The organism is Roseovarius litoreus (genome assembly GCF_900142765.1).
GTDB lineage: Bacteria > Pseudomonadota > Alphaproteobacteria > Rhodobacterales > Rhodobacteraceae > Roseovarius > Roseovarius litoreus.
Genome location: NZ_FRCB01000001.1, coordinates 141,942 through 168,871, shown reverse-complemented (window position 1 = coordinate 168,871; position 26,930 = coordinate 141,942). Strand labels below are relative to the sequence as shown.

Below are 26,930 nucleotides of genomic sequence, written 5' to 3'. Positions count from 1 at the left end.
TCCCGCGACACCGTCCGTCAGGACGCAGAAGCAACGCCGCCCCGCAATGCCTCGATCCGCGCTCGCGCCGAGTTCGAGCGCGGCATCCAAAGCCCGCGCTCAATCGCTTCCGCCAACCGTTCCGCGATCTCCCGCAGGGCGGGCGCATTGTGCTCTGCGATGAAATCGCGCGTGTCCTCATCCTCGACAAAGGCCGCCTCGACCAGATCGAAATGATGGCTCCGCACCGCGCCTGTGGTGGCCGCGAAGGCAAACAGATAATCCACCGTCGCCGCGATCTCGAACGCGCCCTTGTAGCCGTGCCGCTTCACGCCCTCGATCCATTTCGGATTGACCACGCGTGATCGCACCACGCGCCCGATCTCGTCCTCGAGCGTGCGGATCACCGGGCGTTCGGGCCGCGAATGATCGTTGTGATAGATCGGCCGATCCTGCCCCTGCAGCGTGCTGACGGCGGCCGCAGCCCCGCCCTCGAACTGGTAGTAATCGTCGCTGTCCAGCAGGTCATGCTCTCGGTTATCCTGGTTCTGCACGATCGCTTCGGTCTGCCGCAGCCGCGCCTCGAACCCCTCGCGGTCGGGCCGGCCCTCTTCGGCGGCGCCGTAAGCATAGCTGCCCCAGGTCAGATAAGCCTCCGCCAGATCGGCCTTGTCCGCCCAGAGCCGCTCGTCGATCATCGCCTGCAGCCCCGCGCCATAGGCGCCGGGCTTGGCGCCATAGACCCGCGCGGTCATGCCCTCGCTGCGCGCGCGGGCGGCGGCGGGGTTCAGATCCTCGGGCTCGTCCATCTCCATCACGGCGCGCGCGGCACTGTCGAAAACTGCGATCAGCTGCGGAAAGGCGTCCCGGAAAAACCCCGAAATGCGCAGCGTCACATCCACCCTTGGCCGTCCCAGCACCCCTTGCGGCAAGACCTCGAAGCCGGTGACGCGGCGATTGGCGCTGTCCCATCGGGGCTTGACGCCCATCAGCGCCATGGCCTGCGCGATGTCATCACCGCCCGTGCGCATGTTCGCCGTGCCCCAGGCGGTCAGCAGCATCGTGCGCGGCCAGTCCCCATGTGTCTGAAGATGCTTTTCAATCAGCAGGTTGGCCGATTTCCATCCCAAGGCCCAGGCCGTCGGTGTCGGCACCGCGCGACTGTCCACGCTATAGAAATTCCGCCCCGTCGGCAGGGTATCGAGCCGGCCGCGCGTCGGCGCACCCGATGGGCCGGGCGCCACAAAGCGCCCCGCAAGCGCGGTCAGCAATCCGCGTCCCTCGTCCGGTCCGCAGGCGCGCAGGGCCGGGCGCACATGCGTCTCCACATGCGCCATCACCGCGCCGCTTTGCGGCCCTTGAGGGCACGCCTCGCCCTCCATGATCAGCGCCGCCAGCGCCTCCAGCCGCTCCACCGTATCGCCCGCGCTGCGCCATGCGCCTTCGGCCAGCTTGGTCAGCACCTCGGGGCGCGGCCCGTCCCACCGTGCCGCCATATCGCACTCCAGCGGATCGAAACCCAGCTCCAGATCCTCCGCCAGCGCCCGGATGATCGAGGCATCTCCCCCCTTGCCCTGACCACGCGGCACCCGCAGCAACGCAATCGTCAGGTCTCGCTCCAGCCGCCCCTCGGGCGACTGGCCGAACACATGCAGCCCGTCGCGGATCTGCGCCTCTTTCAACTCGCACAGATAGGCGTCGAGCCGGGCCAGATCGCCGTCCTCATCCTCGCCGGTCAGGCCCACATCCTTGTCGAGCCCCGTGGCTGCACTCAGGCTCAGGATCTCGCGCCGCAGATGGGTGATCCGGCGCGGATCGACGCCCGCCGCCTCGTAATATTCATCGACCAGCGCCTCCAGATCGCGCAGCGGCCCGTAGGTTTCCGCGCGGGTCAGCGGCGGGGTCAGGTGATCCACGATCACCGCCTGCGCGCGCCGCTTGGCCTGCGTGCCCTCGCCGGGATCGTTGACGATGAACGGATAGACATGCGGCACCGGCCCCAGCACCGCCTCGGGCCAGCACTCCGCCGACAGCGCCACGGCCTTGCCCGGCAGCCATTCCAGATTGCCATGCTTGCCCATATGCACGATCGCCTGCGCGCCGAACTGATGACGCAGCCAGATATAGAACGCCAGATAGTTATGCGGCGGCACCAGATCAGGGGAATGATAGGTGTCGGTCGGATCGATATTGTAACCGCGCGCCGGTTGCACGCCCACCACGACATTGCCGAATTCCAGCACCGACAGCGCGAAATGCCCGCCATCCTCCTCTCCTGGGATATGGAACGGATCGGCCTCGGGCGGGCCCCAGCGGGTTTCCATCGCCTCGCGCAAGGCCCATGGCAATTGACCATAGGCGTTTCGGTACTCGGCCAAGGGCAGGCGCACGCCCCCCTTGCGCTCGGCCCGGTCGGTCAGCCAGTTGGTCGGTCCCGCCATCACCGCGCGCATCAGCGCGTCGCTGTCCTCGGGGGCGTCCGTCACCCGGTATCCGGCCTCCTCCAGAAGGCGCAGCACATGCACCGTGCCCGCAGGTGTATCAAGGCCCACGCCATTGGCCAGCCGCCCGTCCTTGTTGGGGTAGTTCGCCAGCACCAGCGCCACCTTGCGCTCTGCCTCTGGCGTCGCGCGCAAACTGGTCCAGTTGCGCGCCAGCTCGGCCACGAACTCCACCCGGTCGCCTTGCGCGCGGTAGGTGGCGATGGGGCATTCCGTGGCCTCATCGAAGAACGCCTCGCCCTTGAAGCTGACCGCCCGGCTCAGGATCCGGCCATCCACCTCGGGCAAGGCCACGTTCATCGCGATGTCGCGCGCCGATAGCCCGCTCAAGCCCTCGGCCCATGCCTCTTCGCTCGATCCTGCCAGCACCACCTGAAACACCGGCGCCGCCTGCGCCGCAGCCATCGTCAGCGGGTTTGCCGGACCGCTGTCGCCCTCATGTGGCGATCCCACCGCGAACGAGGTGCAGTTCAGGATCACCGACGGCGGCGCTTGGATGAACAGATGCTCCAGCGTCGCCACCGATACCGGATCCTTGAGCGAGGCCACGAACACCGGCAACGGGTTCAGCCCCGCGCGCAACAGCGATTTCACCAGCCGGTTGATCGGATTGAGTCCCGCGCCCTGCACCAGTGCCCGGTAAAACACCAACGGCACCACCGGCGCGCCTGTGCGCCAATTGGCCTGCGCCGCCGTCAGATCGGCGACACCGGCACCGGGCCAATAGACGCCGGCCCGCAGCAGGGGCCGCGCCGCCTCGGGCCGGGGCCCATCCTCCAGCATGGCCTTTGCATAACTCAGGAAATTGGCCGCGTTCTCCGGCCCGCCTTCCACCAGATAGCCCCAAAGCGCATCGTAATCTTCATCCTCTACCGTCGACAGGTCGCGCAGCTCGGCATCGGGCTTGTCATCGCCGGGCAACAGCGCCAGCGGCACCCCCGCTTCGACGCAGCGGGCGGCATATTGCTCGGCGCCGTATTTCCAGTAGCCCACGCCGCCCAGCACCCGCGCGATCACCAGCCGCGCGCGTGTGGCGCATTGATCCAGATGCAGATCGACCGACATCGGATGTTGCAGATGCGTCAGGTTGGCCAGCCGCAGACCGGGCGGTGCTGCCATCTCGGCGCGCGCCGTGCTCAATGCCGCCAATTCGGTATCGGCGGCCGAGATGAAAATCACATCTGCCGGGCTTTGGCCCAGATCGACCGGTTCCTTGCCATCGTCGATCGAGCCGGGTGTGGCAGCGAGCAGATGCATCTGTCTTGGGCCTTTCTGTTGCGGCGGTCGCTCCGCCTGTCCGGTGGCATGCAGACCGGGATCGGATCAGCACGCGCTCAGTTGTTTTTCCATGAACACGCTTGTGGTGTTGGGCCTGTAGTCGCCGAAAATCCCGCAGGGCGCAAACCCGTGCCGCTCGTAAAGCCGCACCGCGTCATCAAGCCCCTTGCCGGTTTCCAGCCGGATCATCGGCAGGGCACGCGCGCGCGCCTCATCCTCGATCCGCCGCAGCAGCGCCGCGCCCACACCCTGTCCCCGGGCCTCCGGTGCGGTGAACATCGCCTTCACCTCGCCATATCCGGGCCGGATCGCCAGCGCCCCGACCCCAAGGATCGCCGTGGCGCGATTGGCCCGCGCGGTAAAGAACGCCACATCCTCGCCGCACAGATCGTCGATGGACAAGCCATAGCAATCCTCGGCCGGAAACAGCGCATGCATCAAAGCATGGCTCGCCTCCAGCAGGGCGCGCGGGCCGGGCGCGCGCGGATCACCCGGCTCGACAATCAGCATCAGGCCGACAGCGCCCGTTCGATCGCGGCCCGGTCAAGCCCCGCCTGACCGATCACCACCAGCCGCGTTTCGCGGGCCTCCGTGCCGAAGGGGCGGTCGAAATAGCTGTCCACCCTTGGCCCCACCGCCTGCAGTGTCAGGCGCATGGGCTTGCCCTCGACCGCGGCAAAACCCTTGAGACGCAGGATATCATGCGCGCGGATCACCTCGGCCACCTGTGCCGCGAAACGGGTCGGATCTGCAATCTCGGGACGGGTCACGACAAAGGATTCGAACGCGTCGTGATCGTGGTCATGGTGATGATGGTCATGGTCATCGTGGTCATGATCATGATCATGATCGTGATCGTCGTGATGATCGTCGTCATGGCCGTGGTGATGATGGATCTCGTGGCGCGCTTCCATATCGGTCTCGGCGCCCACACCCTGACCCAGCAGAACATCCAGCGGCAGCGCCCCCATCGTGGCCTTGATCACCTGCACCCCGTCGCGGCTGTCGCGGCGCAGCTTCTCCACCAGATCGGCCGCCTCGGCCTCGCCCAGAAGATCGGCCTTGTTCACCACGATCATGTCGGCGCAGGCCACCTGATCGGCGAACAGCTCGGATAGCGGCGTCTCATGGTCCAGGTTCTCGTCCCTTGCGCGCTGTGCATCCACGGCGGCCACATCATGCGCAAAGCGGCCCTCGGTCACCGCCTTGCCATCGACCACCGTCACCACCCCGTCCACGGTGACGCGGGTGGAAATCTCGGGCCAGTTGAACGCCCGAACCAAGGGTTGCGGCAGGGCCAGCCCACTCGTCTCGATCACGATGTGATCGGGCGCGGTCTCGCGGTCCAGCAGCTTTTGCATGGTGGGAATGAAATCATCGGCCACGGTGCAGCAGATGCAGCCGTTGCTCAATTCCATCACATCCTCTTCCGCACAGCCCTCGATGCCACAGCCCTTGAGGATGCCGCCATCGACGCCAAGATCGCCGAATTCATTGATGATCAGCGCGATGCGCTTGCCGTTGGCGTTCTCCAGCATGTGCCGGATCAGGGTGGTCTTGCCGGCCCCAAGGAAACCGGTCACGACCGTTGCGGGGATCTTGGCGGGCATCAGGGTCTCTCCTTGATAAATGGACATGCGCGATCTGCGCTCAGTCGATCACCACGGGTATCGTGGCTTCGATGGGCTGGCCGTTGCGGGCCAGCTGTGAATGGTCGTTCGCGTTCAGCGTGACGCGGATTGCATGTGTCCCTTTCGGCAGCGCCAGAAGCTGCACCCAGGGGCTGTAGGCGCGGGGCATCTTGACCCCGTTGACATAGACATGGGCGTGACCGTGACCCGGCACATGCCGGCCGTTCACCCCCTTAGGATCAAAGGTGAAGCCGGTCACACCTATATGGAGGTTCCGGCTCTGTGGCCCGTCGGGGTGAATGCTCAGCGTCAATACCGGCGCCGCGTCCCCCACTTCGGTGAGGGTCTTGTGATCGTGGCTGCCGTCCTGTCCATGATCGTGGGCCGCGTGGTCATGTGCGATATCCGCCGCCGCCGAAGGCATGGTGTCCGGCGTCTCCTGCGGTGACGTTCCAGCACCCAGCACAAAGCCCAGACCGACCCCCAGAAACAGACCTGTCGCCAAAAGGATCACGCTCCGCGGCATGGCTCTCTCATCAACCGGAACGGGGCAGGTGCGGTGCGGTCATGGCCCGCACCCGCCCGTGACACATCCTTGTCAGCCGGCGATCATGCCCACCAGCGGGCCTTCCGCGATCTCGAGGCACAGGAACACGCCGACACCGGCAACCATCGCTCCGACAAGGCGCGCATTCACCGACGCCGCCTCGGTCGCGCCAAGCAGCTTTTCAGCCGCCCAGCCCGCAGCGATCGCCACGGCATACTGGATCACGCCCAGACCGATCAGGTATCCGCTCAGTACGGCCGCGTTCACGCCGCCTTCCTGTGCCGCGATGCTGTCGCCAAAGGCCGAGCCGTGGAACAGGCCGAAGGCCGCGAACAGCGCCACAGCCGTGCCTGCGCCCAAGGTCCGCCCCGACAGCACGATGCCGCCAACCGCCAGCAGCGAAACCGCGATCATCGCTTCCTTCACCGGCATCGCGATCCCGGCATACATCAGGCCGCAGCCCGCCAGCATGGCGGCGACATAGGCCGCCGGCGCCATCAGACGACGTGTGGTGAACAGCGCCGCGACGCCCATGGCGATCACGAAAAACAGATGGTCGAAGCCCAGAACCGGATGCCCGACGCCCGACAACAGGCCCTGCACGAACGTGTCCATGGGCTGTCCGGCCATAGGGTGATGCGCCAGGGCAGGTGTCGCGGCAAGCGTCGCGGCGGCGATGGTGATGTATTTCTTCATGTCTGTCCCCTTCGGGTCTTTGCTGAAGGGGGGTAGCGTCCGAAGGTCCGCCAGACGCACTGCGCCTGTCTCGGTCCCTCAACGGCACACCCCGTCCGTTGTTTGTGGGCCGGGCGCGAACGCCCGTTGCATGGCCGGTCTCCTGGCTCGCGGGTCACTGCGGGCATCGGCCTTCCCGGGACACGCCCAGTGGCAAAGTGATGCCCGCTCTCCGCACACAGTCGCGGGGGCGGCTGACGATTGGGCGCCCGACATGGGTCCGCCATCACGTCATTCCCTGTTTCATCCCTGATGCTTTGCACCATTAGTGGGAACCATACGCTTTCCGGTATGACCGCGCCGGTCATTTCCGTCAAGAACGATTCCGACCGCTGCCGGCCCATCCGCGCCATGCGCCGCCGCGCGCCGCCCGCTTCCCGATCGCTGTCGCCCTCGGGCGGAAATCTGCCATTCGAGGCATATATCTTGTGGATAACTGTTCTTGAGCACCCATATCGTGGGGTTTGTCGTTGACAGACGCGCCAACCGCCCTCCACACTTTATCCCATATCGCGGAATCATCCCCCGAGGTGCCCTTGCAGTTCACCAAGCTCAGACTGACCGGCTTCAAAAGCTTCGTCGACCCGACCGACCTGCATATCAAGCATGGTCTGACCGGGGTGGTGGGGCCGAACGGCTGCGGCAAGTCCAACCTGCTCGAGGCGCTGCGCTGGGTGATGGGCGAAAACCGCCCCACGGCCATGCGTGGCGGCGGGATGGAGGATGTGATCTTCGCCGGCGCCGCCTCTCGCTCGGCCCGCAATTTCGCCGAAGTGTCGATCCATATCGACAATTCCGACCGTCTGGCGCCCTCGGGCTTCAACGACAGCGATCACCTCGAAATCGTCCGCCGCATCACCCGCGACGTGGGCAGCGCCTACAAGGTCAACGGCAAGGACGTGCGCGCGCGCGATGTGCAGATGCTGTTTGCCGATGCCTCGACCGGCGCGCATTCGCCTGCTCTGGTGCGTCAGGGCCAGATCTCCGAGCTGATCAACGCCAAGCCGAAATCCCGCCGCCGCATCCTCGAAGAGGCCGCGGGGATCTCGGGCCTCTATCAGCGCCGCCACGAGGCCGAACTCAAACTGCGCGGCGCCGAACAGAACCTCGCGCGCGTCGATGACGTGATCGAACAACTCGCCAATCAGCTTGCACAGCTTGCCCGGCAAGCCCGCCAAGCGGCCCGCTACCGCGCCATCGGTGACGAATTGCGCCTCGCCGAGGGCCTTTTGCTCTATCGCCGCTGGAAAGAAGCCGATGAGTCCCGCGCCCGCGCCGAGCAGGAACTCCGCGAGCGCACCTCCGCCGCCGCTCAGGCCGAGGCCGCCGCCCGTGCCGCCGCCAAGGCCCGTGCCGCCGCCGATGACGCCCTGCCGCCCCGCCGCGAGGAAGAGGCGATTGCCGCCGCGATCCTGCAGCGCCTTCAGGTCCATCGCGACACGCTCAACGAACAAGAGGAAAACGCCCGCGCCCGGATCGAAACCCTGCAGGGCCGGATCGAGCAACTGACCCGTGACATGGAGCGTGAAGCCGGGCTCAACCGCGACGCGGGCGAAACCATCGCCCGGCTCGAATGGGAAGCCCGCGAGTTGGCCAAGGCCGGCGAGGGGCATCAGGACCGCCTCACCGCCGCCGCCGAGGATGCCCGTGACGCCGCGCAAATCCTTCAGGACCGCGAAACCCATCTCAGCGAACTGACCGAGGATGTGGCCCGCCTTGCCGCCCGCCACCAATCGGCTCAGCGGTTCCTGTCCGACAGCCGCAAGACGCTCGAGAAAAGCGAAACCGAAGCCGCCCGCGCCCGCGATGCCGCAGGCACCGCGCGCGACGCGCTCTCGCAGGCCGCCCGCGATTTCGAAACCGCCCAAGCCGCCGAGGCCGAGGCCGTCGCCAAGGCTGCCGCCGCCGAAGAGGCGCTCAATGCCGCCGACGACGCACGCTCTGAAACCCAGAGCCGCGAAGCCACCGCCCGCTCTGAACGCTCCGAGGCCGAGGGCGAGCTGAACGCGCTCTCCGCCGAAGTCACGGCGCTGGCGCGGCTCGTGCAGCGCGACACCGCCGAAGGCGGCCAGATCCTCGACCTTCTGCAGGTGGCACCCGGCTATGAAAAGGCGCTCGGCGCGGCTCTGGCCGATGATTTGCGCGCGCCCCAGGTCGATGCCGATGGCCCCTCAGGCTGGGCCGTCCTTCCCGGCTATCCGCAGTCTCAGACCCTTCCCGATGGCGTCACCGCCCTGTCGGCCCATGTCAACGTGCCCGAAGTTCTGGTGCGCCGCATGTCCCAGATCGGCCTTGTCGATCCCGAGGATGGTCCCCGCCTGCAACCCCTGCTCAAGCCCGGTCAGCGCCTTGTGACCACCGAGGGCGATCTGTGGCGGTGGGACGGGTTCCGCGCCTGGGCCGAGGATGCGCCCTCCGCCGCCGCCCTGCGTCTCCAGCAGCTCAACCGTCTGGAAGAGCTCAAGCAGCAGATGGCCCATGCCTCCGCCCGCGCCGAAGGCGCGGTGCAGGCCCATGAAACCCTCCGCCAGCGCCTTGCCGATCTGACCGAGGCCGACAGGCAGGCCCGCGAGGCCCGCCGCGCCGCCGATGCCGCGATGACACAGGCCAACCGCGCCCTCAGCCGTGCCGAGGCCGATCGCAACCTCGCCGAGTCCAAGCTCGAATCCCTGGGTCTTGCCGTCACCCGCCACGAGGAAGAGGCGCTCGCCGCCCGCGCCCAACTGGCCGAGGCCGAAAAAGGCGTCAAGGATCTGGGCGATCTCGATGCCGCCCGCGCCGAGGTCGAAGATGTCAAGATGACGGTCGAAGCCGCGCGCATGACCATGATGGCCAAGCGCTCTGCCCATGACGAACTGCGCCGCGAAGGCGAAGCGCGTATCCGGCGCTCGCAGGAAGTCACCAAGGAAATCAGCGGCTGGCGGCACCGTCTGGACACCGCCGAAAAGCGCAGCGCCGAACTGGCCGAACGCAAGGAAGCCGCGCAGGCCGAGCTGACCGAAGCCTCCGCCCGCCCCGAAGAACTGGCCGCCAAACGCGCCGAACTGGGCAGCGAGATCGACAAGGCCGAAGCGCGCCGCGCCGCCGCCGCTGATGCGCTGTCGGTCGCCGAAGGTGCCGCCCGCGACGCCATCGCCGCCGAACGCGAGGCCGAACGGCAGGCCTCCGAGGCCCGCGAGGCGCGCGCCCGCTCTGAGGCCCGCGCCGACGCCGCCCGCGAAGGCGTCGCCTATGCCGCCGAACGCATCGCCGAGGATCAGGACACCACACCCGACAAGCTGCTGGAACAGCTCGGCGCCGACCCTGACAGCATGCCCGCCTCGGATGCGATCGAAGCCGATGTGAACCGCCTCAAACGTCAGCGCGACGCGCTCGGCGCCGTGAACCTGCGCGCCGAAGAGGACGCCCGCGAGGTGCAGCAGGAACACGACACCCTCGTCGCCGAGAAAGATGATCTCGAACAGGCGATCCGCGAATTGCGCAACGGCATCGCCGGTCTCAATCGCGAAGGGCGCGAACGCCTTCTGACGGCCTTCGAGCAGGTCAATTCCAACTTCGCAATGCTCTTCACCCACCTTTTTGGTGGCGGCGAGGCCAATCTGGTAATGGTCGAAAGCGATGACCCGCTCGATGCCGGGCTCGAGATCATGTGCCAGCCGCCGGGCAAGAAACTGGCCACGCTCTCGCTTTTGTCGGGGGGTGAACAGACCCTCACGGCGCTGGCGCTGATCTTCGCGGTGTTCCTCGCCAATCCCGCCCCGATCTGCGTGCTGGACGAGGTCGACGCCCCGCTTGACGACGCCAATGTGGGCCGCTTCTGCGACCTCTTGGACGAAATGTGCCGCCGCACCGAAACCCGCTTTCTCATCATCACCCACCACGCTGTCACCATGAGCCGCATGGACCGCCTCTTTGGCGTGACAATGGCCGAACAGGGCGTCAGCCAGCTGGTCTCGGTCGATCTCAAGAAGGCCGAGGCGATGGTCGCCTGACGTCGGACGCGTGGCCCGTCCTCAACAGAATTTACCTTTCCTTAATTCCGCTGCCGTCCACTGCACAGGCTGCAATCCTTTGCGGTGGAAGGAGGTGATAGATCTGAAGGAAACCACTTTCCGCAAATGGATGGTCTGGCTTGCAGCAGGTTCGCTGCTGGTCGCGATCATTCGCCTTTGGATAGGGTAAACCACCCTTGAAAAAGGAAAGGCCCGGCAGAGTTACCGCTCTGCAGGGCCACGTTTTCGGTGATGATCCGAAAGACTTTCCGCATGGCCAGTATCATGCACAAACCTTGCCAAAAAGTAAACCCGCCCGCGCAGCTTTGGTTTGCCTCCCCTCGCCTTGGCGCAACAGGCTGCGTTAAGTGTTTCTTCATCACCTTATGCCCCCCTCAAAGGGCTGCAATCCTTTGCAGCGAGAGGAGGTGGTGGACCTGACCGCAAGGAACTTTCGTAAATGGATGGTGGCCATTGCAGCGGGATCGCTGTTGATCGCCATCATCCGGCTTTGGATAGGGCGATGACCCCTTGAAAAAGTCAGGCCCGGCAGAGTAGCAGCTCTGCCGGGCCATCTGGTTCAGTGGTGAAACTGACCAAACTTTCGTATGCCCAGTATCCTGTACAAACCTTGCCAAAAAGTAAACCCGTCCCCACGCCCTTGGTTAACCGCCTTCTGCGGCGCAACCGGCTGTCTTTCCCGTGCCACATCCGCCGGGTCTTCCATCCGGAAAATCTCGACAAGAAGAACCTCTCGGGCTAGCACCTTGACCTATCGCACCCATGCCGGAGACTGCGCCCCGATGACCCTGCTGATCCGCCTTGTCGCGCTGCTGGCCCTGCCGTTGCTCGCCGCCTGTGCCGCGCATCCCGACGGCCCGCCCCCCGGCACGCCGCAGGACAAGGCGCGTCTCGAACAGGCCATCCTCGCGCTTGGCCCCGGCATCGACCCCGTCGAGGCCAACCGCGCCGCGCAGATCGCCTATGACTACACCCATCAACTTTCGCGCGAGTACCAGATCACCGATCCGCCCATCGTTCATAATACGAAGGTCAACATGGGTCTCAAGCCGCGCGGCCTGTGCTGGCACTGGGCCAAGGATATCGAAGAGCGGCTCAACCGCGAAAACTTCGCCACGCTCCAGATGCACCGCGCTATCGCTAATGCCGATAATATCCGGCTCGAGCATTCCACCGCCATCATCAGCCGCGCGGGCGACAGCATGTATGACGGCCTTGTTCTGGATCCGTGGCGCAAGGGGGGCGTGCTGTTCTGGGCGCGCCTGCCCGACGACACCCGCTACGACTGGTATCCCCGCAACGAGGTTCTGGCCGCCAAGCTGGGCCATGACCGCGCGCAGGCGCTTCTGGCGACGATCGGCGAAACCATCGACACGCCGCGCGTCACCGCGCCCCCGATCAACTGACGCCTTTGGCCTAAAGCCGGTTCAGCAAGGCCCGCGTCGGCCAGGCATCGGCGGGCAGGCCCAGCTCCTGCTGGACATCCTGCACCGCGGCGCGTGTGCCCGCGCCCAGGATCCCGTCGATCCCGCCCACATCATACCCGCGCGCCGCCAGCTTGCGCTGCAGCGCTTTCATGTCCTCGCCAGACAGCCCTTCGGCGGGCTTGCCCGCCTCGAACACCGGCGCACCCTGCAGCCGGTTGGCGAAATAGGCGGCGGTCATCACATAGACAAAGCTCTGGTTCCACTCGAAATAGACGCGGAAATTCGGATAGGCCAGAAAGGCCGGACCGCCGCGCCCCTGTGGCAGCAACAGGCTCGCCTGCAGGCCCCCCGCAATCTCGCCATGCCTCGGGCGCACACCCATCGCCGCCCAGTCGGCCCCCGGCCTTTGCGTGCGCAGCCCGCTCTGCGACCAATCCAGATCGCCCGGCACCGTCACCTCCTGCAACCACGGCTCATTGGGCCGCCAGCCAAGCGCGCTCAGCATCCGTGCCCCCGACAACAGCGCATCCTCGGGCGAACTGGTCAGGCTCACATGCCCGTCGCCATCCCCGTCCGAGCCGTGCTCGATGATGTCGCGCGGCAGCATCTGCACCATGCCGATCTCACCGGCCCAGGCCCCCGTGGTGGTCGCCGGGTCCAGATCGCCGTTCTCATAGAGTTCCAGCGCCGCAAAGACCTGTGGCCGGAACAGCTCCGGGCGCCGGCAATCATGCGCCAGCGTGACCAGCGCGTTGACCGTGTTGTAATCGCCCTGAAACGCGCCGTAATCCGTCTCGAACGCCCAGAAGGCCAAGAGCACACCCCGGTCGATCCCGTAATCGCGCTCGATCCTGTCGAAGATCGCATCATGCCGCTGTGCCAGATCGCGGCCCTTGGTCATGCGGTTCTGACTGATCAGGCGGCGGGCGAAATCGGTGAAGGGCATCTGGAACACGCCCTGCCTCCGGTCCGCCTGCAGAACCGCAGGATCCTGCCGGACCCCGGCAAAGAACCTCTCGACCGTAGCGGGCGCATGGCCGCGCGCCACCGCCTCTTGCTTCATCGCTCCGATGAAACCGGCAAAACTGCCGCCGCACTCCTCGGCACTCAGCGGCCCCGCAGTCAGGGCCAGAACACAGATCAGGGGCAAGATACGCATGGCAGGACTTTCCTTTAACCGACACGGCACACCCTAAGCCAACCGGATACGCCCGCAAACACTCCCAAGCATCACAAAACCGACAGGCCACTCAGCCCGCGATCACCCCGATCACCACAACCAGCGCCAGCGCCGCCGCCCATGTCCGCCACAGCGCGGCACAGGCCGCCTCGATGCTCGGCGCGCCGATCTCTTTCTCTCCGAAACGGTGCACATAGTCGAAATGCTGCAACCGCCCGTCATAGGATCGCGGTCCCGACAGCGCCACATTGAGCGCGCGCGCCATCGCCGCCTCGGGCCAGCCTGCATTGGGCGAGCGGTGCTTTCGGGCATCCGCCGTAATCCCGCTCCAGTCTGCCCGCGCGCCCGATAGCCCGCCATGCGTCACCGCGATCAGCACCGTGGTCAGCCGCGCGGGGATCACGTTCAGCACATCGTCCAGCCGGGCCGCCGCCCAGCCGAACGCCTCGTGGCGCGGCGTGCGATAGCCGATCATCGAATCGGCGGTGTTGGTGATCTTGTACAAAAGCAGCCCCGGCAGCCCTGCCACCAGAAACCAGAAGGCCGGGGCGATCACCCCGTCGCTCAGGTTCTCGGCCGCCGATTCGATGGCCGCGCGGGCGACATCGGCCCGGCCCATGTCTTGGGTGTCGCGCCCTACGATCATAGCCACCGCGCGCTTGCCCTCGCCCAGCGACAGCCGCAGCCCATCGGCCACCGCGCGCACATGATCCACCAGCGATCTTTGCGCCAGCAGAATCGCCGCCACCAGCAGCTCCACCGGCCAGCCCGCCAGCCCCAGCACCCAGCCCAGCACGATGGCACCGCCCGCAAGCGTTGCCATCGCCGCGATGCCCTTGGCGCGACGCGCAGGCCCTGCATTCCAACGCGAATCCAGCCAGCCCACCGCGCGCCCCATCAGGACCGCCGGATGCGGCGCCCGCTCCCACAGCCAGCGCGGCTCACCGAATGCCGCATCCAGAACCATGGCCATCGCCAGCACCAGTGCCGTGCTCATAGCGCCGCCTCCAGCTGGGTCCACTGGTCCGGTCCGGGCAGCCCGAGGCGCAGCCAGGTGTCGGAATAGGGAAACACCCGGCTCCAGATGTGATGCCCGGCCAGCCGCTCCTGCCAGCCGGCGGCATCGCCCACATCATAGAGCCGAAAGAGCGCGCAGCCGCCGACAAGCTCCGCCCCGGCCCCCGTCACCAGCCGATCCAGACGCGCCGCGTCCTCGGTCAGGCGGGCGCGCGTCTGATCCGCCCAGACCCTGTCGCACAGCGCCGCGCGCCCGATCCTCAGCGCCGGGCCAGAGACCGGCCACGGCCCCAGCAGCGTCTCCAGCCGGGCGATCAGCTCGGGGTCGCCAATCGCGAAACCCAGCCTCAGCCCCGCCAGACCCCAGAACTTGCCAAAGCTTTTCAGCACGATGACACCGCGCCTTGCCGCATGGCCGATCAGCGACCGGTCGGGTGCGATATCGGCGAAACTTTCATCCACCACCATCAGCCCCGCATCGAGGCTTGCCGCGTCATGCCAAAGCCCGGTGGGATTGTTGGGATGCACGATCACCCTTGCCTGTGCTGCCGGCCCATCGGTTTCGATCACCTCCCAGCCATGCGCGGCAAAGGCTGCGGCATGTTCGTTATAGGTCGGTCCCGGAACATGCACCCGCCCCGCAGCCATCAACCCCGGCAGCCGCGCAATCAGCGCCGAGGCGCCGGGTGCTGCCAGCACAGCCGCCCCCGCGGGCACATCCCAGAAATCGCGGGCCGCCGCGATCAGCGCCTCCTGCGCGCCCCGGTCGGGCAGGGCGGTCCAGGCGTCGTTCGGCAGATCGGGTAACGGATAGGGCACCGGGTTGATCCCGGTCGAGAGATCGACCCAAGCCTCCCGCGTGCCGCCATGGCGCGCCACGGCCGCATCCAGACCTCCGCCATGATCGCGCGGGGTCGTCACGCCGGTCAGTCTCCGGTGTGCGGCAGCGGCGGGTGGCGGGTCACGAAATGGCCCTTCACCCCCTGTGGCCACTGCTTGAACGGCACCTGCCCGGTTTCGCTTTGCGCGTGCAACTCGGCATAATCGACGATCGCCGCCGCGGCCTCGTCATCCGGGATGAAGCGGCCCAGCGTATAGGCCAGCTTGCCCTCGGCCTGAACAGCCACGTTGCAGCCATGCCCGCAGCCCATCAGGCACGACACCCGCCGGGTCCTTACATTGCGCCCCTCGGCCTGGCGCTCGACCCGCTCAGCCAGGTCTTCGCCATGACTGCGCGAGTGTGTCGCCTCGTCCCAATCGTCGCGCTTGCAGGTGTCGCAGATCGTGATCCAGGTGGTCATGTCATGCCTCTTTTGCGGTTCGGTGCCTTTCAAACCCGGATTCGGGCGCGGTGACAAGCGGGGTTTGGCCTGTACCGGGATCCTCCACGCCCGCGTTAACGATTTGTTAATACTTTGGGCAAGACAAGAGGGGGACCGCGTCGCACAAACCGGCGGGGCAGGGGGAAAGAATGCAAGTTCTGATCGTCGAAAGCGATCCGGCGCTCGGCGCGCTCTGGCAGCGCCATATGCAACGGCAAGGCATGGCCGTGCGCGTTGAAACCAGCCAGTCAGGTGCCGCATCGGCGCTTGGCGCGCGGCGCTTCGATGTCATCATCCTCGATCTGATGCTGGATCAGGGCAGCGCGCTCGCGGTGTCTGACCTGGCCAGCTACCGCCATCCCGACACGCGGGTGATCTTCGTCACCAACAGCGCCTTTTTCTCGGATGGCTCGATCTTTGCGATCAGCAAGAACGCCTGCGCCTTCCTGCAATCCGACACCCCGCCCGAAGATCTGACGGCGATGGTCGAACATTACGGGCGTTTTGCCTGAGCCTTGCGGCGTCGCGCTGTCTCAGCCCGCTTTCGTCACGATCTCCGAATGACGCTCCAGCGTGCGATGCACCGGGCAACGATCCGCGATCTCGAGCAGCCTTTCGCGTTGCGCGTCATCCAGATCACCCTTCAGACGCACCACCCTCGTGAACCGGTCCGCCTTGGCCTCGCTGCGGGTATTGGCATCCTGCGCATGCACCTTGTCATGGCTCACATCCACGCTCACATGCGTCAGGGGCCAGCCCTTGCGCCGCGCATACATCCGGATCGTCATCGACGTGCAGGCCCCAAGCCCCGCCGCCAGAAACCCATAGGGCGACATGCCCCGGTCGGTGCCGCCATAGGCTTCGGGCTCGTCGGCCTGCACATGGTGCCGCGGGCCGGACTGGATGTCCTGCAGGAACCCGCCCGGATCCGCCTCGGTCACGCGCACGATCCCCTCGGGCGCGCCGGGCGGCGGGGCAGGGGCCTTGAGCTCGAGATAGCGGGTGGCCCAAGCGGCGATCACCGAGGCGGCATATTCGGCATCCTCCGCCTCCGAGATCAGGTGATCGGCGTCGTCCAGCGTGACAAAGCTCTTGGGATGCCGGGCGGCCATGAAGATCTCGGCGGCATTGTCGATGCCCACCACCGTGTCGCGCGGCGCGTGCAAGACCAGAAGCGCGCGGTGCAGATGCGCGATCTCGTCGGTCAGGCTCTCGGCCTTGACGCTCTCCACGAAGTCGCGCCCGATCGTCACCTTGCGCCCGCCCAGATCCACATCGGCGCGGCCCTCGCTGTCGATCTGCTCCAGCGCATCGTGGAAATTATGCATCACATGGCCCGGATCATAGGGCGCACCGATGGTGACCACCGCCGTCACACTCTCGATCCGCCGGGCCGCGGCCAGAACGGCTGCCCCGCCAAGCGAATGCCCGATCAGCAGCCCCGGCGCCATGCCGCGCGCCGCCAGCGCCTTGGCGGCCAGTTCCAGATCGGTGATGTTCGAGGTGAAGGAGGTATTGGCGAATTCGCCCTGCGAATGGCCGAGGCCCGTGAAATCGAAGCGCAGCACTGCAATCCCGGCCCCGGCCAGACGCGCCGCGATCCGGCGCGCGGCGGGAATGTCCTTGGAACAGGTGAAGCAATGCGCCAGCACAGCGGTCGCCAGATGCGGCCCTTCCGGCAGGTCGAGCCGTGCGGCCAAAGCCTCGCCGGAATGGCCGGTGAAGGTGAAACGCTCGGTCGGCATGGCGCATCCTTTCGTGCTCTTTCCCCTCAACCTAGGTCCTGCCATCGCCCGCTGCCAGCCATGTGACGGATCCGTCACGCAGTGGTGAAGTCTGGCTTTATCCGACAGGGGCGCGTTTTCGGTGCGCTCGGCGGCGCGCTCGGCACCGCGTGATCCGCCGCGGCAGGGCTGCCCCTTGCCGATCCTGCCGGATCGTCGCGGCGATCCGGGGGGCTGGGGCAGGGCGGTGTCGCGAAGGGGCATTGTCACAGGAATTTGTCCAAACCGTCACATGACGGTCGACATGGCCCGGTCATGTGAAATCCCATGGACCAACACCACTCGGAGAGATTTTCATGCGCCTGATATCCGCCACGTCCACCGCCATGGCCCTTGCCCTTTGCGCCAGCGCCGCCCTTGCCGCTGACGGCCTTGGGTATGGGCCGCGTCCTGCCTATCTGATCGACCGGATGGCCGATGGCCCGCTCAAGGACAAGCTCGCGTCCTGCATGGGGCAGACGCCCAAGCGTTCGGATTTTTCCATCGGACACCGTGGCGCGCCGCTCATGTTTCCCGAACATACGGTCGAATCCAACCGTGCCGCGGCGCGCATGGGGGCGGGCATCCTTGAATGCGACGTGACCTTCACCGCCGATCATGAACTGGTCTGCCGCCATGCGCAGAACGATCTGCACACGACGACCGATATCCTCGCCTCGGATCTGGCCCAGACCTGCGTAACACCCTTTACGCCGGCGCAGGGCGACACGCCGGCCACTGCCGAATGCCGCACGTCCGAGATCACGCTGGCGCAATTCCGCACGCTGACCGGCAAGATGGACGCCGCCGATACCAGCGCCACCACGGTCGAGGGCTACATGGACGGCACCGCCAAATGGCGCACCGATCTTTATGCGACCGAAGGCGGCACGCTGATGACCCATGCCGAATCGATCGCGCTTTTCAAGGCGCTCGGCGCGAAATTCACGCCCGAGCTGAAATCCCCGTCGGTCGAGATGCCGCATAACGGCTTCAGCCAGGCCGATTATGCCCAGAAGCTGATCGACGAATACAAGGCCGCGGGCATCCCCGCATCCGATGTCTGGCCGCAAAGTTTCAATCTCGACGATGTGCTCTACTGGATCGAGAACGAGCCCGACTTCGGCGCGCAGGCCGTCTATCTTGACGGGCGCTATGGCGTGGAAGGCTTCGATTACATGACCCCCGCCACGTTCGAGCCCTCCATGCAGGCGCTCGCCGATATGGGCGTTGTCTATATCGCGCCGCCGATGTGGATGCTGCTGACCACGCAAGAGGGCGAGATGGTGCCGTCGCCCTATGCGCTGGCGGCGAAAGAGGCGGGGCTGAAGCTGATCACCTGGACGCTGGAACGCTCGGGGCCGCTCACATCGGGGGGCGGGTGGTATTTCCAGTCGGTCAAGGACGTGACCGACACGGATGGCGACTATTTCACGATCCTGCACGCCCTGCATGACAAGGTGGGGGTCGAGGGCGTGTTCAGCGATTGGCCCGCCACGACGACATATTACGCCAATTGCTTCGGTCTGGACTGACCGCAGCGGTCGGTTCAGCGGTGCGCGCGCCTTGGGCGCGCGCGCTGTTTTCATGATCAGGGGGCTCTGCCCCCGCCGGTGAAATCCCGAGGGGGATTTCACCGTCTCCCCCGGGATATTTCCGGCCAGAAGAAGCGCCGGCCTCACAGAAGCCCATCCCGAAGCATCCGGAATTCGCGCATCCGCTCGGCATGGCGCTGTTCGAGAAAGATCTCACGGTTCTGGTCGACCGATTCCAGCGCTTCGAGGTCCTTCATCCGCACCAGCGCCGCGACGCTGCGCCCATGGCGCGTCAGGATCAGCCGTTCGCCGGTGGCCAGCAGATGATCGACATGCGCCGAAAGCTGGCTGCGCAGCCTGTCGCTGGAAACTTCGATGACCATGGTGTGACCTCCGGGTGTCGGGAAAGGTCAGATTGGGTCAAAAAGGTTAGGATTGTCTGAAGGCGGCGCGCGGCGGGGCGTGATCGGCGACTTGCGTACGGGATGGACACAAATCCGCGCCGGGGCGCCGGATTTGGTCCCAAAGCCGTGTCGGTTTCGTACGACTCGTACGGGCTCAGGCGCCGCGCACCGTGTCGATCATCAGCTGCACGTTGTCGGGGTCAGCCTCGGGGGTGATGCCATGGCCGAGGTTGAAGATATGCGGCCCGCCCCGGAACGCCTCGACGATGCGGCGGGTCTCGCGCACGAGGTCATCTCCTCCGGTCACCATATGTTTCGACGCCAGATTTCCCTGCACGCAGCCCGAGACCTGCACATGTTCGGCGGCCCATTCAGGCGTGACCGAATCATCGAGCGCGACACAGTCGGCGCCGGTTTTCTCGTGGAATCCGATATACTTGTCACCGGCTTCGCGCGGAAAGGCGATGATCGGGATATCGCCATGACGCGCCTTGAGTTCGGCGATGATGCGTTTGGCGGGGGCGGTCGCATAGGTATCGAAATCTTCACCCTTGAGCGATCCTGCCCAGCTGTCGAAGAGCTTGACGCACTCGGCGCCAGCCTCGATCTGGGCCGAGAGATATTCGATCGTGGCTTCGGTGATCCGCTCCAGCAGGGCTTCGAAAACCGCTTTGTTTTCAGCCTTGAGCGCATGGGCGGGGCCTTGATCCGGGGTGCCGCGCCCGGCGATCATGTAGGTGGCCACCGTCCAGGGCGCGCCGGCGAATCCGATGAGCGTCGTCTCACGCGGCAGTGCCTGCGACAGATTGCGCACGGTCTGGTAAACCGGATTAAGGGTTTCGTGGATGTCGCTGGCCGGTTTCAGCGCGTTCAGCCCGGCTTGGTCGGTGATCGTCGACAGGCGCGGCCCCTCACCCGTCACGAACCAAAGATCGGCGCCAAGCGCTTGCGGAACCAGCAGGATATCGGCAAACAGGATGGCTGCGTCAAAGCCATAGCGGCGGATCGGCTGGAGCGTGACTTCGGTTGCCAAGTCACTGTTATAACACAAGGAAAGGAAGTCTCCGGCCTCGGCCCGGGTGGCGCGGTATTCCGGCAGATAGCGGCCTGCCTGGCGCATCATCCAGATCGGAGGGGTGGTCTGTTTTTCCCCTGCAAGTGCCTTGAGTATCGTCTTTTCCACAGCCATGTCGCCCTCCGTTTGCCTTGGTGGTCACCTCAAGGCGACACAATGTCAAGCACCCTGCGCTTGTCAGGCGCGGTTTACACGTCTAGACCGTTGTCATGACACGTGATTTACCGACACCCGACACACCCATGAAGCTTGGCACGCGCGGCTCTCCGCTGGCGCTTGCGCAGGCGTATGAGACACGCAGCCGGCTTTCCGCTGCCTTCGATCTGCCGCCCGAGGCCTTCGAGATCGTGGTCATCAAGACGACCGGTGACAGGATCATCGACCGCCCTCTCAAGGAGATCGGCGGCAAGGGCCTGTTCACCCGCGAGATCGAGGAGGCGATGCTGAGCGGCGAGATCGACATCGCCATCCACTCGATGAAGGACATGCCGGTGCTGCAGCCCGAGGGGCTGGTGCTGGACACCTATCTGCCGCGTGAGGATGTGCGCGATGCGTTCGTCTCGCCGCATGTGGGCGGGCTGGCCGATCTGGAACCGGGCGCCAAGGTGGGGACCTCGTCCTTGCGGCGCAAGGCCCAGGTTCTGGTCGCCTATCCGCATCTCGATGTGGTCGAGTTCCGGGGCAACGTCCAGACACGGTTGAAGAAACTCCAGGATGGCGTGGCGGCCTGTACCTTCCTGGCGATGGCCGGGCTCAATCGTCTTGGCCGGTCAGAAGTGGCCACCGCCGCAATCGAGACCGACGAGATGCTGCCCGCCGTCGCACAGGGCGCCATCGGTATCGAGCGGCGCCGCGACGATACCCGCACCGCCGAAATGCTCGAGGCGATCCACCACACGCCGACCGGCCAGCGCCTTGCCGCCGAGCGTGCTTTCCTGGCGGCGCTCGACGGCTCTTGCGAAACCCCGATCGCCGGTCTGGCCGAATTGGATGGCGGCACGCTGCGCCTGCGTGGTCAGGTGCTGCGCCCCGATGGCAGCGAGGCGCTCGATGACGATCAATCCGCTCTGATCGAGGATGGCGCAAAGCTGGGCCACGAGATGGGGCGCAAGCTTCTGGAGCGGGCCGGCCCGGGCTTCTTCGACTGGCGCGGCTGATCCAGAGCGTTCCGCGAAAAACCTGACTGTCGGTCTTTCGCGAAACGCTGTGCTGCATCCGATCGTGGGGCGCGTTCCATCTGGCGCCGATGTCTCAGGTTGAAGGCGGAACGCTTTGGTCCCCGGCGGGAAGCACCTTGCCGGGGTTCATGATGCCCTTGGGGTCCAGGGCCTGCTTGATCGCCCGCATCGCCATCAGTGCCACAGGATCCTTGTAGCGGGCCATCGAAGGGCGTTTCGCCAGCCCGATGCCATGTTCGGCGGATATGCTGCCGCCCAGTCGGATCGCCTCGGCGTCGACCGCTTCCTTGACGGCCTTCTGCAGGCCTGGGTCCTCGGTCGAGGGCCAGCCTGCGAAATGCAGATTGCCATCCCCCAGATGCGCCACACAGATCGGGCGCAGGCCGGGATCGATCTCGAGCGCGCGGGCGGTCACCCCTTCGACCAGCGCCTGCATCTTGTCCAGCGGCACGGCGATGTCATTGTCCACCACATTGGGCCGCAGCCGCGCCACACTGGCCGAGGCTTCGCGCCGTGCCCACATTTCCTGACGCTGCGTATCCGATTGCGCCACGACCGCATCAAGCAGCTTGCCCTCCTCGAACAGCCCCTCCAGAACCTCCTCCAGATGGGCTGCGACAGGCACCTTGCCATCCGGACCGGGGGTGGCGTCGCGCGGCGACAGCGCGCCAACCTCGACCAGAATATTGACGTCATGCGGCGTATCGAAGGGTGCGCGCGCCTCGGGATAGCGTTCCAGATATGCTTCGATGAAGATGCCCGGCATGAACTCGAAAGCCTCGACCGCGCCGCCTGTTTCGCGCTGCAGCCGGTTGAGCAGCGCCAGCCCGTCATTCAGCGACGGCACCGCCACCATCGCCGTGGCATAGGCCAGCGGCTTGGGATGCAGCTTGAGCACGGCGGCGGTGATGATCCCCAACGTGCCTTCCGCGCCGATCAGCAGATCGCGCAGGTCATAGCCCGAATTGTCCTTGTGCAGCTCGCTCATCAGATCGACGATCTCGCCCGTGGGCAGCACCGCCTCGATCCCGAGGCACAGATGCCGCGCGCTGCCATAGCGCACCACGTTCGAGCCGCCCGCATTGGTCGACAGCGCGCCGCCGATCATCGCAGAGCCGCGCGCGCCGAAAAACAGCGGAAAGATCAGCCCCTCCTGCTCGGCGGCGTCATGGATGCGCGACAGGATTGCACCGGCCTCCACGATGGCGATCCGTGCATCTGCGCGCAACTCGCGGATGGCCGACATCCGGTCCAGTGACAGCATGATCACATCTTGGGCCACGGTGCCTTGCACCAGACCCGTATTGCCTGAGACCGGCACGATGGCGGTTCCCGTGCGGTTGGCGAGCTTGACGATCTCCGACACCTGCTGCGTGTCGGCGGGGCGCACCACGGCAAGCGGCGTCCATTGGGTCTGCCCTGTCCATTCCTGGCTCCAGGGGGCGGCATCCGGGCCGGTCGCGACATGGCCTGCGCCAACGATCTCGATCAGGTCCCGGAGAATTTGTGAGGATGTCGTTTCGGTCATGTCGGCGAAGATGCGCCAGCCCCGGAACGGATACAAGGCCTCATCACCGGCGCATCTGGACCTTGCCGCAGCCTAGCCTAAGTTTATGGGATACATCTCGCCACGGAGTTTGATGGAATGTCGAATATGCTTCGCCGCACCGTTCTTTTGGGGATCGGCCTTGGCGCCGGTTTGCTTGCTTTGCCCGCCTTGGCCGCACAGGAAGACTGGCGGTTCGAGTCGATAGATGGCGGCACGCTGTCGCTGAAACAGTGGCAAGGGCAACCCGTGCTGGTGGTGAACACCGCCTCGCGCTGCGGCTTCACACCGCAATATGACGGGCTGCAGGCGCTTTATGATCGGTATCGTGATCGCGGACTGGTCGTGCTGGCCGTGCCGTCGCAGGATTTCAAGCAAGAGCTGTCCAGCAACGAGGAAGTGGCCGAGTTCTGCGAGATCAATTTCGGACTCGATCTGCCGATGACCACGATCACCCATGTGCGCGGCCCGCAGGCGCATCCGTTCTACAAATGGGTGGCCAGCACCTCGGGGTTCGAGCCGGCGTGGAATTTCAACAAGATCCTGCTCGGCCCGGATGGTTCGGTCGTCGAGACCTTCGGATCGGTCGTCAAACCGGACTCGGCGAAAATCACCAGCCGGATCGAAGCGCTTTTGTCCGGGGGATGATCTGCCGGATCGGATCGGGCTTTTTCGCCTTGACCTGATCCAGCGGCTGTCATAACTAGCGCCTCGTTCTGGCGGAGTAGCTCAGTTGGTTAGAGCAGCGGAATCATAATCCGCGTGTCGGGGGTTCAAGTCCCTCCTCCGCTACCATCACCCCCCTTCCCGTGTCGCGATCGCATCGCCGTGCTGCCCGCAAGCGCGCAGGACATCCCGCACTCTTTCGGCGTTGTCGGTCGCTTGTCGGCCATCGCCATGCCACAGCGAATTTTCGAATCCGACGCGGAGTTTGCCCCCGCGTTTGTGCGCCTCCACAAGGCAGGCCGTTTCGCCCCTGCCGAAAGCGCAGACGGCCCAATCCGCCTCGGGGTTCACGTCTGACAAACGCTTTGTGAACGGCACAAGGTCTGATGGCGCGCTTTCCTGATCGCGACTGTAGCGCCCCAGCACAAAGATCAGCTGCAAGCCCGGATCCCGAAGCAGGTTTTCGGGCAGAAGGCGGGTCAACAGGTCGAAGTCACTGGTATCATATAAGATATGCTGAACCGCGATGCCCTGCTCAGCACAGCTTAGGTAAAAGGCCGTGGCCATCGCGTCTTCGGTTTGATGCGTCATTTCCCGCAAGGCGGCCGAAACAAGAGTTGCGCCAGAATGAAGGGCGACGTGCCGTTGATGCGGTGCGTCATAGATGCCTACCGCTTCCGTGGTGATCTGAACCACGAGGCCCGGCAGGGCGCTCTGCAATTCGCCAAGCGCTTCGCGGTACAGTCCCGCATCCAGCAGATGACGACCAGCCGCATCGCGCAAATGCAGGTGCATACCGTCTGCTCCCGCCGCGGCGCAATCGCGCGCCGTTTCGATAATCTCCGGCAGCGTCAGCGGAATGGCCGGATGATCCGATTTCACGCGCCGCGCCCCGTTCGGTGCGACCATCAGACGTGGCAGCGCCGTCATGGAAGCGCCGCGCCGATGGCTTGCGACAGCTTGTCCACCAGCTCCCCGGTTTGATCCGCGCTCAGAATGAAGGGTGGGGCCAGCAGAATGTGATCCCCCTGCCGTCCGTCGATCGTTCCTCCCATCGGGTAGCACATCAAACCGGCGTCCATCGCCGCCGATTTGACGCGCTTGTGCAGGTTCAGGGAGGGATCGAACGGGGTTTTCGTCTCGCGGTCATTGACCAGTTCGACCCCGATGAACAGGCCCCTGCCGCGGATATCTCCGATATTGGGGTGTTGTCCGAAAACGTCCTGCAGGCGGGCGCGCAGCATGTCCCCCATATGCGCCACATGGCGAAGCGTTTCGCCATCCGTCAGCCGCCTCAGAACAGCGGTGGCGGCAGCCATGGCCATCGGATGCCCCAGATAGCTGTGCCCGTGCTGGAAAAAGCCGGACCCTGCGGCAATGGTATCGTGAAGCTCCGCAGAACACAGCATCGCGCCCACCGGCTGATATCCTGCCCCCAAGCCCTTGGCGATGGTCACGATATCCGGCACGATCCCGTCCTGTTCACAGGCGAATAACGTGCCGGTGCGTCCCATGCCGCACATCACCTCGTCCAGGATCAGCAGCACGCCGTGACGGTCACAGATCTCGCGGATGCGCTTGAAATAGCCGGGCGCTGCCGGCACCGCGCCCAGAGACGCGCCCACAACCGGCTCGGCGATAAAGGCGATGACAGTCTCGGGACCCACGCGCTGCAGTTCATGTTCCAGCTCATCGGCCATGCGCAGACCGTACGACAGGGGTGTTTCGCCTTCGGCGCGCCCGCGATATTCGAAGCAGGGCGAGATATGACTGGTCTCGATCATCAGGGGCGCGAAAGCCTCGCGTCGCCAGGCGTTTCCGCCTGCGGACAGCGCCCCAAGCGTCGCCCCGTGATAGCTTTGGTGCCGCGCGATAAGCCGTGTCCGCTGAGGTTCGCCGCGTTCGAGAAAATACTGTCGCGCCAACTTGAGGGCGGCCTCGATCGCCTCTGATCCCCCGGATACGGGATACACCCTGTTCAGCCCGGCCGGAGCCTTGGATATCAGCAGGTCCGCAAAGGTTTCGGCTGCCTCCGTGGTGAAAAAGGATGTATGTGCGAAGGGCAGCTTCTCGAGCTGATCTCGGATGGCGGTCTTGACCGCTTCGTCGGAGTGGCCAAGGCATGAAATCGCAGCCCCACCGCAGGCATCCAGATAACGTTTGCCATGCCGGTCGATGATATAGCACCCGTCGCCGCTTTCCGCCCATGGAAGGTTCGCGTCGCATGTTCGATGAAAAAGGGCTGACATAAGGGGCGTCTCCAGAGCGTTTTGGCTATGTGTTCCGGGGGGCGGTCGGGCCAATGCGGCATGAGCCTGGCCCGCCGCCAAAGGCCAGGGTCCGATGCGGAGGGCATCCGGGCGGGTACCGGGTCATGCGACCGGCAGAATGCGGTAATGCGCATCGGTTGGCACGCAGTCGGCGCCATTGATCGGCAGCATGTCCTGCGGGCAGGCGGACATCGCCACAATGCAATCCATCTGTGCGCGCAAGACCACGACATCCCCGGGTTTCGACAAGGGCTCGCCCCAGCTGGTAGTGCCATCCTGCGCCACGGGAATATTCATCCACAGGTTCAGCGGGCTTGGGCAGTCATGCGTGATGACCCCGATCCTGCGCATCGCGGCGTGCAGGTTGTCGGTGCAGTTGTCGTGATAGTCACGACAGCCCAGAAGCCCGTAGCGATAATCGTCACATGCCGCGATCAGCGTATCGTGCCGGCCCGGAGACGTGTCTTCTTCCAGAATGAGGATGGGGCGGCGCCGGTTCGTGATCAACGGATCGCCCTTGGCCGGCCACAGCTTGCCAAGGCTCGCGCGCATATGCTCGTTCGACAGGAACTCCGAGATGTCTTCCGCATTGAAGGCCCATGTGTCCACCACCTGTGATCCATGGGTGTTGATGATCTCTATGGCCTCGCCTTTGGTCAGGCGAACGGCGCGCCCTTTTCGGGCAGGAAGAAGGGTCAGTTGGGGGGCAGGGGACATCGGCATGCTCCAGTGGGTGCGAAGGTCTTCGAGCAAGGACGCCCAGATGACCGTATCTGAACTATAAATCTGCATCTTGCGCGGGTCGGCACAAGCGCTTTCGGGCAGAACCCATCGCCTCGCCCGAGCGTGTTCTGCCCTGCATC

At 65.4% G+C, this 26,930-nt stretch carries 22 protein-coding genes, 1 tRNA gene and 1 riboswitch; of the genes, 7 read left to right on the top strand and 16 right to left on the bottom strand.

Features of this window, described 5'->3' with window-relative positions; all coding sequences use genetic code 11:
- Positions 1 to 17 precede the first annotated feature (17 nt).
- From cobN to F3H35_RS00790, 5 genes are all read right to left on the bottom strand, one after another.
- Positions 18 to 3,737 carry a cobaltochelatase subunit CobN gene (gene cobN, locus F3H35_RS00810; RefSeq protein ID WP_149777774.1) on the bottom strand — a complete coding sequence of 1,240 codons (3,720 nt, stop codon included), beginning with the start codon at positions 3,735 to 3,737 and terminating at the stop codon, positions 18 to 20.
- A 66-nt stretch (positions 3,738 to 3,803) separates the two neighbouring features.
- Positions 3,804 to 4,268: a GNAT family N-acetyltransferase gene (locus tag F3H35_RS00805; protein ID WP_149777773.1), complete on the bottom strand. Its 465-nt coding sequence runs from the start codon at positions 4,266 to 4,268 to the stop codon at positions 3,804 to 3,806.
- Entirely contained in the window at positions 4,268 to 5,368 is a 1,101-nt protein-coding gene (cobW, locus tag F3H35_RS00800) for a cobalamin biosynthesis protein CobW (RefSeq protein ID WP_149777772.1), read from the bottom strand. The genes F3H35_RS00805 and cobW overlap by 1 nt, the downstream gene beginning before the upstream one ends.
- Positions 5,369 to 5,408: 40 nt before the next feature.
- Positions 5,409 to 5,915, bottom strand: a complete 507-nt coding sequence (locus F3H35_RS00795; RefSeq protein ID WP_149777771.1) for a hypothetical protein — start codon at positions 5,913 to 5,915, stop codon at positions 5,409 to 5,411.
- A 72-nt stretch (positions 5,916 to 5,987) separates the two neighbouring features.
- Positions 5,988 to 6,632 carry a HupE/UreJ family protein gene (locus tag F3H35_RS00790; protein WP_149777770.1) on the bottom strand — a complete coding sequence of 215 codons (645 nt, stop codon included), beginning with the start codon at positions 6,630 to 6,632 and terminating at the stop codon, positions 5,988 to 5,990.
- A 115-nt stretch (positions 6,633 to 6,747) separates the two neighbouring features.
- Positions 6,748 to 6,966, bottom strand: a riboswitch (cobalamin riboswitch).
- Between the two features lie 241 nt (positions 6,967 to 7,207).
- Between F3H35_RS00790 and smc the strand changes: the two genes are divergently transcribed.
- Both smc and F3H35_RS00780 read left to right on the top strand, forming a co-directional pair.
- Complete coding sequence (gene smc, locus F3H35_RS00785; RefSeq protein WP_149777769.1) at positions 7,208 to 10,663, top strand: chromosome segregation protein SMC; 3,456 nt, start codon at positions 7,208 to 7,210, stop codon at positions 10,661 to 10,663.
- Between the two features lie 803 nt (positions 10,664 to 11,466).
- On the top strand, positions 11,467 to 12,090 hold the full coding sequence (locus F3H35_RS00780) for a hypothetical protein (RefSeq protein WP_149778359.1): 624 nt from the start codon (positions 11,467 to 11,469) through the stop codon (positions 12,088 to 12,090).
- Between the two features lie 10 nt (positions 12,091 to 12,100).
- On the opposite strand, the gene F3H35_RS00775 is transcribed toward F3H35_RS00780, so the two are convergent.
- The 4 genes from F3H35_RS00775 to F3H35_RS00760 all read right to left on the bottom strand — a co-directional run bounded on the left by F3H35_RS00775 (position 12,101) and on the right by F3H35_RS00760 (position 15,609).
- Positions 12,101 to 13,270 (bottom strand): lytic murein transglycosylase, encoded by a 1,170-nt coding sequence (locus F3H35_RS00775; protein ID WP_149777768.1) that lies wholly within the window; start codon positions 13,268 to 13,270, stop codon positions 12,101 to 12,103.
- A gap of 91 nt (positions 13,271 to 13,361) precedes the next feature.
- Positions 13,362 to 14,288 carry an adenosylcobinamide-phosphate synthase CbiB gene (gene cbiB / locus F3H35_RS00770; RefSeq protein WP_149777767.1) on the bottom strand — a complete coding sequence of 309 codons (927 nt, stop codon included), beginning with the start codon at positions 14,286 to 14,288 and terminating at the stop codon, positions 13,362 to 13,364.
- Complete coding sequence (gene cobD, locus F3H35_RS00765) at positions 14,285 to 15,229, bottom strand: threonine-phosphate decarboxylase CobD (RefSeq protein WP_149777766.1); 945 nt, start codon at positions 15,227 to 15,229, stop codon at positions 14,285 to 14,287. The genes cbiB and cobD overlap by 4 nt, the downstream gene beginning before the upstream one ends.
- A 5-nt stretch (positions 15,230 to 15,234) precedes the next feature.
- A complete protein-coding gene (locus F3H35_RS00760) occupies positions 15,235 to 15,609 on the bottom strand; it encodes a DUF1636 family protein (RefSeq protein ID WP_149777765.1) in 375 nt (124 codons plus the stop codon).
- 170 nt (positions 15,610 to 15,779) lie between these two features.
- On the opposite strand from F3H35_RS00760, the gene F3H35_RS00755 reads away from it, so the two are divergent.
- Entirely contained in the window at positions 15,780 to 16,142 is a 363-nt protein-coding gene (locus F3H35_RS00755; RefSeq protein WP_149777764.1) for a response regulator transcription factor, read from the top strand.
- A gap of 21 nt (positions 16,143 to 16,163) precedes the next feature.
- Here the strand turns inward: F3H35_RS00755 and F3H35_RS00750 are convergent, their stop codons facing one another.
- Positions 16,164 to 17,375 (bottom strand): bifunctional alpha/beta hydrolase/OsmC family protein, encoded by a 1,212-nt coding sequence (locus tag F3H35_RS00750; RefSeq protein ID WP_149777763.1) that lies wholly within the window; start codon positions 17,373 to 17,375, stop codon positions 16,164 to 16,166.
- Between the two features lie 335 nt (positions 17,376 to 17,710).
- Here F3H35_RS00750 and F3H35_RS00745 point away from each other — a divergent pair, with 335 nt between their 5' ends.
- Positions 17,711 to 18,928, top strand: a complete 1,218-nt coding sequence (locus F3H35_RS00745; RefSeq protein ID WP_149777762.1) for a glycerophosphodiester phosphodiesterase family protein — start codon at positions 17,711 to 17,713, stop codon at positions 18,926 to 18,928.
- Positions 18,929 to 19,071: 143 nt separating this feature from the next.
- Here F3H35_RS00745 and F3H35_RS00740 read toward each other — a convergent pair whose 3' ends face one another.
- Positions 19,072 to 19,311, bottom strand: a complete 240-nt coding sequence (locus tag F3H35_RS00740; RefSeq protein WP_149777761.1) for a type II toxin-antitoxin system Phd/YefM family antitoxin — start codon at positions 19,309 to 19,311, stop codon at positions 19,072 to 19,074.
- Between the two features lie 175 nt (positions 19,312 to 19,486).
- Positions 19,487 to 20,521, bottom strand: coding sequence for a uroporphyrinogen decarboxylase (hemE, locus tag F3H35_RS00735; RefSeq protein ID WP_149777760.1), 1,035 nt, complete (start codon positions 20,519 to 20,521; stop codon positions 19,487 to 19,489).
- Between the two features lie 95 nt (positions 20,522 to 20,616).
- Here hemE and hemC point away from each other — a divergent pair, with 95 nt between their 5' ends.
- Entirely contained in the window at positions 20,617 to 21,564 is a 948-nt protein-coding gene (gene hemC / locus F3H35_RS00730) for a hydroxymethylbilane synthase (RefSeq protein WP_149777759.1), read from the top strand.
- 94 nt (positions 21,565 to 21,658) lie between these two features.
- On the opposite strand, the gene F3H35_RS00725 is transcribed toward hemC, so the two are convergent.
- Positions 21,659 to 23,149 (bottom strand): FAD-binding oxidoreductase, encoded by a 1,491-nt coding sequence (locus F3H35_RS00725; RefSeq protein WP_394852301.1) that lies wholly within the window; start codon positions 23,147 to 23,149, stop codon positions 21,659 to 21,661.
- An 81-nt stretch (positions 23,150 to 23,230) separates the two neighbouring features.
- Between F3H35_RS00725 and F3H35_RS00720 the strand changes: the two genes are divergently transcribed.
- Positions 23,231 to 23,779 (top strand): glutathione peroxidase, encoded by a 549-nt coding sequence (locus F3H35_RS00720; RefSeq protein ID WP_149777757.1) that lies wholly within the window; start codon positions 23,231 to 23,233, stop codon positions 23,777 to 23,779.
- A 70-nt stretch (positions 23,780 to 23,849) separates the two neighbouring features.
- Positions 23,850 to 23,926: transfer RNA gene (locus F3H35_RS00715), tRNA-Met, on the top strand.
- On the opposite strand, the gene F3H35_RS00710 is transcribed toward F3H35_RS00715, so the two are convergent.
- The 3 genes from F3H35_RS00710 to F3H35_RS00700 form a co-directional block, all read right to left on the bottom strand.
- Complete coding sequence (locus tag F3H35_RS00710) at positions 23,927 to 24,727, bottom strand: BKACE family enzyme (RefSeq protein WP_149777756.1); 801 nt, start codon at positions 24,725 to 24,727, stop codon at positions 23,927 to 23,929.
- Positions 24,724 to 26,046, bottom strand: coding sequence for an aspartate aminotransferase family protein (locus tag F3H35_RS00705; RefSeq protein ID WP_149777755.1), 1,323 nt, complete (start codon positions 26,044 to 26,046; stop codon positions 24,724 to 24,726). Before F3H35_RS00705 ends, F3H35_RS00710 begins: the two co-directional genes overlap by 4 nt.
- Before the next feature lie 123 nt (positions 26,047 to 26,169).
- On the bottom strand, positions 26,170 to 26,784 hold the full coding sequence (locus F3H35_RS00700; protein ID WP_317510547.1) for an urea carboxylase-associated family protein: 615 nt from the start codon (positions 26,782 to 26,784) through the stop codon (positions 26,170 to 26,172).
- Positions 26,785 to 26,930 lie beyond the last annotated feature (146 nt).

Excerpts from the sequence above, each read along its gene's own strand:
- cobN (WP_149777774.1), bottom strand. The coding sequence starts at position 3,737 with ATGCATCTGCTCGCTGCCACACCCGGCTCGATCGACGATGGCAAGGAA.
- F3H35_RS00805 (WP_149777773.1), bottom strand. The coding sequence starts at position 4,268 with ATGCTGATTGTCGAGCCGGGTGATCCGCGCGCGCCCGGCCCGCGCGCC.
- cobW (WP_149777772.1), bottom strand. The coding sequence starts at position 5,368 with ATGCCCGCCAAGATCCCCGCAACGGTCGTGACCGGTTTCCTTGGGGCC.
- F3H35_RS00795 (WP_149777771.1), bottom strand. The coding sequence starts at position 5,915 with ATGCCGCGGAGCGTGATCCTTTTGGCGACAGGTCTGTTTCTGGGGGTC.
- F3H35_RS00790 (WP_149777770.1), bottom strand. The coding sequence starts at position 6,632 with ATGAAGAAATACATCACCATCGCCGCCGCGACGCTTGCCGCGACACCT.
- F3H35_RS00780 (WP_149778359.1), top strand. The coding sequence starts at position 11,467 with ATGACCCTGCTGATCCGCCTTGTCGCGCTGCTGGCCCTGCCGTTGCTC.
- F3H35_RS00775 (WP_149777768.1), bottom strand. The coding sequence starts at position 13,270 with ATGCGTATCTTGCCCCTGATCTGTGTTCTGGCCCTGACTGCGGGGCCG.
- cbiB (WP_149777767.1), bottom strand. The coding sequence starts at position 14,288 with ATGAGCACGGCACTGGTGCTGGCGATGGCCATGGTTCTGGATGCGGCA.
- F3H35_RS00760 (WP_149777765.1), bottom strand. The coding sequence starts at position 15,609 with ATGACCACCTGGATCACGATCTGCGACACCTGCAAGCGCGACGATTGG.
- F3H35_RS00755 (WP_149777764.1), top strand. The coding sequence starts at position 15,780 with ATGCAAGTTCTGATCGTCGAAAGCGATCCGGCGCTCGGCGCGCTCTGG.
- F3H35_RS00750 (WP_149777763.1), bottom strand. The coding sequence starts at position 17,375 with ATGCCGACCGAGCGTTTCACCTTCACCGGCCATTCCGGCGAGGCTTTG.
- F3H35_RS00745 (WP_149777762.1), top strand. The coding sequence starts at position 17,711 with ATGCGCCTGATATCCGCCACGTCCACCGCCATGGCCCTTGCCCTTTGC.
- F3H35_RS00740 (WP_149777761.1), bottom strand. The coding sequence starts at position 19,311 with ATGGTCATCGAAGTTTCCAGCGACAGGCTGCGCAGCCAGCTTTCGGCG.
- hemE (WP_149777760.1), bottom strand. The coding sequence starts at position 20,521 with ATGGCTGTGGAAAAGACGATACTCAAGGCACTTGCAGGGGAAAAACAG.
- hemC (WP_149777759.1), top strand. The coding sequence starts at position 20,617 with ATGACACGTGATTTACCGACACCCGACACACCCATGAAGCTTGGCACG.
- F3H35_RS00720 (WP_149777757.1), top strand. The coding sequence starts at position 23,231 with ATGTCGAATATGCTTCGCCGCACCGTTCTTTTGGGGATCGGCCTTGGC.
- F3H35_RS00710 (WP_149777756.1), bottom strand. The coding sequence starts at position 24,727 with ATGACGGCGCTGCCACGTCTGATGGTCGCACCGAACGGGGCGCGGCGC.
- F3H35_RS00705 (WP_149777755.1), bottom strand. The coding sequence starts at position 26,046 with ATGTCAGCCCTTTTTCATCGAACATGCGACGCGAACCTTCCATGGGCG.
- F3H35_RS00700 (WP_317510547.1), bottom strand. The coding sequence starts at position 26,784 with ATGTCCCCTGCCCCCCAACTGACCCTTCTTCCTGCCCGAAAAGGGCGC.